The following is a 4,919-nucleotide window of genomic DNA, read 5'->3' on the forward strand; positions in this document are numbered from 1 at the left end:
GTTCAATCTTCGATGGAGAGCATGGTAGCCGATGCCAAACGCGCCAGCGAGATCATCAAGAACCTGCGTGCCTTGTCGAAGAAATCGTCTCCCGTCGCGTCACACGTCAATCTGAACGAGGTTCTGGAAGAGACGGTTGCGCTGGTTCAAAGGGAAATCGACATCAATCGGGTCAGCCTAGAATTTGCTTTGGCTGCCGATCTCCCGCAGGTCTGTGGCGACAGGGTGCAATTGCAGCAAGTAATCCTGAACCTGGTATTGAACGCTATTCAGGCGATGTCACAGGCATCGGCAAATATTCGGAAACTGCTGATAGAGTCGATTTCTGATGAACGCGCGGCCCTCGTGAAGATTCACGATAGCGGGCCGGGGCTTACACCTGAAACCCGGGAAAAGCTGTTCAACCCGTTCTACACGACCAAGCCGGACGGCATGGGAATGGGCTTGTCAATTTGCCGCTCCATCGTGACTGCCCATGGAGGGAGCATTACCGCGAATTCCCTGCAGGGCGCGGGAACAACATTCGAATTCACCATTCCCCTGGAAGGGGAGTCAGGGTGATATCTGGACGATTCTGCCTGAAAACCGATTACCCGATGTAAACGTGCGTATGATTGAAACTTTTCGGGCACGGGTGCATTTATTGGAGGTCTTGTTCAAGCGTTGAACACGCGAGAGGCCTTACTTGTCCAACCTGAGATCAATAGCTGTCGTCGAGGACGACGCATCCCTCCTGGCTGCCCTTGAGAATCTGATCGGCTCCCATGGGCTCGATGTCCATGGTTTTGCAAACGCTGAAGCCTTCCTGGCCCAAAGAGATTCGATCGAAATCGACTGCCTCATAACGGACGTGCAGATGGCAGGAATGGGCGGGGTAGAGCTGTTTTTAACGATGCGCAGGAACGGCGACACCACGCCAGTCATATTCATGACGGCATTCGAAGACGAGAGGATACACAGACAGGTCATGAGAGCCGGGGCCGCTGCTTATTTCAACAAGCCTTTTGATTGCGAAGACGTGATCGAGTGCATTGAACATCTGGCTATCAAGTAGGCTACGTCGGACAAGGAGAAAACATGCCGGATATCAACAAGTGCATCCAAGACTGGGTCGATGCGCACATCACATCGGAAACGCATGAGGATGACAAAGTTCACATGGTGCAGGAAGCAGATGACCTAAAGACCCACGCGCTTGCTGAAGGGTTTACACACGAAGAGCTGAGGGAGGCGTGCGACGGCGACATCCTGGCTTACTTGAGGGATCGGCAGAACTCCAACAAACGCAGATCCGCCAAATCCGGTTAGTCGCCCATCGCCTTCCGGATTGCACACAGTGGTGGGCCACACTCGACCTGATATCTTCAACAGCAATCGTGGATTTGGAAGATACGTGCTGCCCGTGTCCGGAGGCGCGGCGTGGCGGATCGCCGGGCGATAAAATCCCTGAGAAGGCAATTATAATATCTTCGTTCAACGAACGCCCTTTTGCTGCAATCCAAAATGCAGCCGTACGTCACATAATTCCAACAGCGTTTATCCTGCAGTGTCTGCAACAAATCTGATGCGGTCGCGGCCTCAAGGAAGTGTCAAGTTCTTCAAGAGAAAGCCGAATTCGTATGTGTCGCCGGCAAATCCTTGCCTGTTAGAGAAAGCTGCCGCCCGAAGGGATCGGGATGTACTGCGATGGGTCCATTTTCGAGTCCATGCGCAGGGAGAAAGGATATCCTCATGACCCGATTGCATCCGCGTGCAACAGCCAGAGTTGTCGGAATGCCGCTCCGCCCCCTGTTTGCACAATTCCCTCTTGTCTGCTTCATCGGCGCATTGCTGACCGACATTACCTATTCCCGAACCGCGGAAATGATGTGGGCGGACTTTTCCGCTTGGCTCGTCACCGTGGGCCTGATCATGGGTGGTCTCGCCTTCATAGCAGGACTGATCGATTTCCTCGGCGACCCCGACGTCGGCAGTGAGCTGATCGCCCGGATTCATCTCCTCGGCAGCGTTATCCTGCTCGTCATGGCAGCGTTCAACATGTTTATTCACACCCATCATGCGTGGACCTCGATGATTCCCTTGGGCCTGACCTTGTCGGCGGGCATCGTGGTCGTCGCACTGGTCACCGAGTGGATGGGATTCTCGTTGGTCTTCCGTCTCCGTGTAGGAGTATCAGAATAATGTCTTACCGTTCCTCGTCGATCAGCGCTGGCCGCGCTACGGCACTGACGCTTGTTTTCACCTGGCCTTCGGTTTCAGGGTACGCTGCGCGCTCAGCGCTGGGCCTATCGACTACACATCAACCTAAGCCGGGTCATTTGGACCTACTTAGCCGACGTTTTTCGTTGCCGTGGGGCCATATGAGCCTACTCATGTCATTTGCCGACAAACTGGCCGGTCCATCCTTGCGGACAAAGACGTGGATCCGGCCGTCCGAACTGGCGACGCCGTTCTCGACGCCATCGATGAGGACTTTGTCGAACAGCCCAAAGCGATAGGACTGGATGATCTGGCGTGGTCCGAGATTGGTTTTGACTTGAGGCATTGTGGTTTCCTTTCCCTCAGTTGCGGTTCACGGCCAGAAGGCTCGTGAATTGAATGCGTTCGTGTGGTTCGATCGGAACTAGGTCCCATCGTAAATCAGGTAAAACATAGCGCTGCGGCCGTATGCCGGTACTTCAAAGCAGGAGATCAGATCAGCCATGCTGATCGCCCCCTGAACTGCGCGGCAAACCCGCGAAGGTGCTCGCAATGCTCGTCGTTCCTCATCTTTCGTGAGCGAACGACTTGGCTGGCGCTCCATACGCGGCCGTCGGTGATCTGGTTCTGCGTCACGAGCACGACCTCGTGGGCAAAGCCCTTCAAACTCTGCTCGCAAATTAAGGACAGCGTCCTACGGATTCCGCTCCTCGCGACTTGTCCCGAAGCCTTCGCGGCAAAGGCGACGATCTTTCCGCTTAGATACCAAGCGCGGAAATCGAATGTGTGCTCGCGCACCACACCATCGTCGCCCTTATATCGAACTGCCGTTGGCTGATCTTCGATGCGGTTAACATCGCGCTGCGCAAGCAGGATCGTCCCGAGACCGCGTTCGATTTGGCTTTCGACAACGACCTCCTGGTTGGTGAGGTCGTTGACGAATGACCCGCGTGTCGATGCCTTCGTCCGCAGGGGAGGGCGGCGCGAGGCATCAGATCGCTTGGTTGGAACGTACGGTAATGACGTGGAATTGGCCGTATCGGCGGAAGTCAGATCGCCGTTATATGGCAACCTCTTTCATAGGTCTTTGCATCAACACCCGAACATTTGGATGACGGCAGGAGAAATGTCGGACCGGACGGAATTGGCCGCCCCTCGATGCCGCGTTGAAGCTCGCGATGAAATTGGAGAATATGACGTGCACGCATGGTGGTTCCCTTTCCAAAAAGACGCAGATATTTTAGGAGGGAACGAAAGACAAACCGATTGCCATTGCATCGGCAATACATACCGCTGCTTCAGAAAGCAGTTTGGCGGTCGTTCCGCGCAAATATCGATATGTTTCTATTCATGATTGCACTTGCCTTTTTTCTGCCCGATTTGCTCGGGAGGCGCTGTATTACACGAGATTATTCCAAACGCAAGATCCATTTCTCAAGAATCTTTCGACAAATCTACACGATGTTGCGCCGGTGCGATATCGACAATCAATATCTAGCGAAAGTTTCTCGGTTCGTTCAGGGCTATTTGTCTATAGGTTGATACTTGGTTGAGCTATTTTTATTCTTAACATCGTTGATGCCGATCGTTGAGCATCAACATTGCGGCACGCGTCCGGCAAGCTTGTTCAGACGCATGTCGACCACTGTCAAAAGTTTTTGCATTTGCAACTGTACAAGCCTCGAAATCGCCCGCACCATTTCAATAGACATGATTGGCGTTTAAGTCCACGGAGCACTTATGTTTAGAATTACCAACAAGGCGGATGACCTAAAGAAGCTGTATGAAGCAGCACTTGCCCGATGTGAACATTCGGGTATTTCTGAGCCGGGACAGAACTCCAGGGACTTGTTGCGGACTATCATCCCGTTCGCGGTTTTAAACTACGCTGCCGACTACGCGACGGATATCGGATACCTTCGTTCAAGAAACGTCGAGTTCACCGCTCCCGACGCAAAAAACATCATCCACAATATTTGTTTCCGCCTCAGTATTACTCCTGGGCAGTATACGTCGCTGCCCCCCAATGGAAGCGCACGCGAATTGAAACCTGCGTCTCCCTCATGGTGGAAACTGCATCGCTTGGCATGAATCAAGTCGCGGGCGTTAAAGATGCGGTGTCTCGAAAGATCGCATACAAAGTCGCCCGTTCGCAGGAGTCTCATTGGGCCGACACGAAAGTTCAAGCGAAGGCCGTTTTAGAGGAGCTTCAGGCCGACAGCGGCGGGTCAGAGTGGAAGCTAGGTACCGTATTTGCAGACGGGTTCGTCAACTTCGATGCCAATCCCAAAACTTCGGGCTTCACACAAGCGAGCCCTTTTGCTGCTTTTCGATACATGGCAGACAGCAGGCAGTGGGACGGAGATTTGTCCGTTGAGCGCTACCTTGACCAGTGGGTCGAGCCGCACGTAGCGGGCACGATTTAAGATCGATTGTGCTGTCGTCCGCGTTCTCAGGATGGAGTAGACATGGCGGCTAAACCGGGGATCGTTTCAGCGCTGACAAAGCACGCAAATGGCGCGACCGATCTTACCCGTGGGGAAAAACAAGTCCTCCTCCGGGACGCGGCCGAGCTGATCAGAACCTATAGAGAGCTTGTTGCATTTTCGCGGAATTATGTAGCAAAAGCCACCAAATTCAATCTAATTATATGATAATATTATAGATTTTACGTTTTGTTTAACACCAAAATGTCGATTGCTATTACAGTACAACAACTG

Annotated in this window: 8 protein-coding genes; 6 read left to right on the forward strand and 2 right to left on the reverse strand. The window is 53.1% G+C overall.

The window, feature by feature from the left end; all coding sequences use genetic code 11:
* The 4 genes from PHA01_RS28990 to PHA01_RS29005 form a co-directional block, all read left to right on the forward strand.
* A partial coding sequence (locus PHA01_RS28990) for a sensor histidine kinase (protein WP_271899705.1) occupies positions 1 to 561 on the forward strand: 561 nt, incomplete at its 5' end.
* Positions 562 to 685: 124 nt separating this feature from the next.
* Positions 686 to 1,054, forward strand: coding sequence for a response regulator transcription factor (locus PHA01_RS28995; RefSeq protein ID WP_271899706.1), 369 nt, complete (start codon positions 686 to 688; stop codon positions 1,052 to 1,054).
* 23 nt (positions 1,055 to 1,077) lie between these two features.
* Positions 1,078 to 1,308 carry a hypothetical protein gene (locus PHA01_RS29000; RefSeq protein ID WP_271899707.1) on the forward strand — a complete coding sequence of 77 codons (231 nt, stop codon included), beginning with the start codon at positions 1,078 to 1,080 and terminating at the stop codon, positions 1,306 to 1,308.
* Between the two features lie 423 nt (positions 1,309 to 1,731).
* Positions 1,732 to 2,181, forward strand: a complete 450-nt coding sequence (locus tag PHA01_RS29005) for a DUF2231 domain-containing protein (protein WP_271899708.1) — start codon at positions 1,732 to 1,734, stop codon at positions 2,179 to 2,181.
* A 133-nt stretch (positions 2,182 to 2,314) separates the two neighbouring features.
* On the opposite strand, the gene PHA01_RS29010 is transcribed toward PHA01_RS29005, so the two are convergent.
* Together PHA01_RS29010 and PHA01_RS29015 are read right to left on the reverse strand one after the other, a co-directional pair.
* Positions 2,315 to 2,545: a hypothetical protein gene (locus PHA01_RS29010; RefSeq protein ID WP_271899709.1), complete on the reverse strand. Its 231-nt coding sequence runs from the start codon at positions 2,543 to 2,545 to the stop codon at positions 2,315 to 2,317.
* 146 nt (positions 2,546 to 2,691) lie between these two features.
* Complete coding sequence (locus PHA01_RS29015; RefSeq protein ID WP_271899710.1) at positions 2,692 to 3,270, reverse strand: hypothetical protein; 579 nt, start codon at positions 3,268 to 3,270, stop codon at positions 2,692 to 2,694.
* Between the two features lie 669 nt (positions 3,271 to 3,939).
* Here PHA01_RS29015 and PHA01_RS29020 point away from each other — a divergent pair.
* Positions 3,940 to 4,290, forward strand: coding sequence for a hypothetical protein (locus tag PHA01_RS29020; RefSeq protein ID WP_271899711.1), 351 nt, complete (start codon positions 3,940 to 3,942; stop codon positions 4,288 to 4,290).
* Positions 4,287 to 4,625, forward strand: coding sequence for a hypothetical protein (locus tag PHA01_RS29025; RefSeq protein ID WP_271899712.1), 339 nt, complete (start codon positions 4,287 to 4,289; stop codon positions 4,623 to 4,625). Before PHA01_RS29020 ends, PHA01_RS29025 begins: the two co-directional genes overlap by 4 nt.
* The last annotated feature ends 294 nt before the right edge of the window (positions 4,626 to 4,919 follow it).

Source organism: Candidatus Phyllobacterium onerii, assembly GCF_028331445.1.
Taxonomy (GTDB): domain Bacteria; phylum Pseudomonadota; class Alphaproteobacteria; order Rhizobiales; family Rhizobiaceae; genus Phyllobacterium; species Phyllobacterium onerii.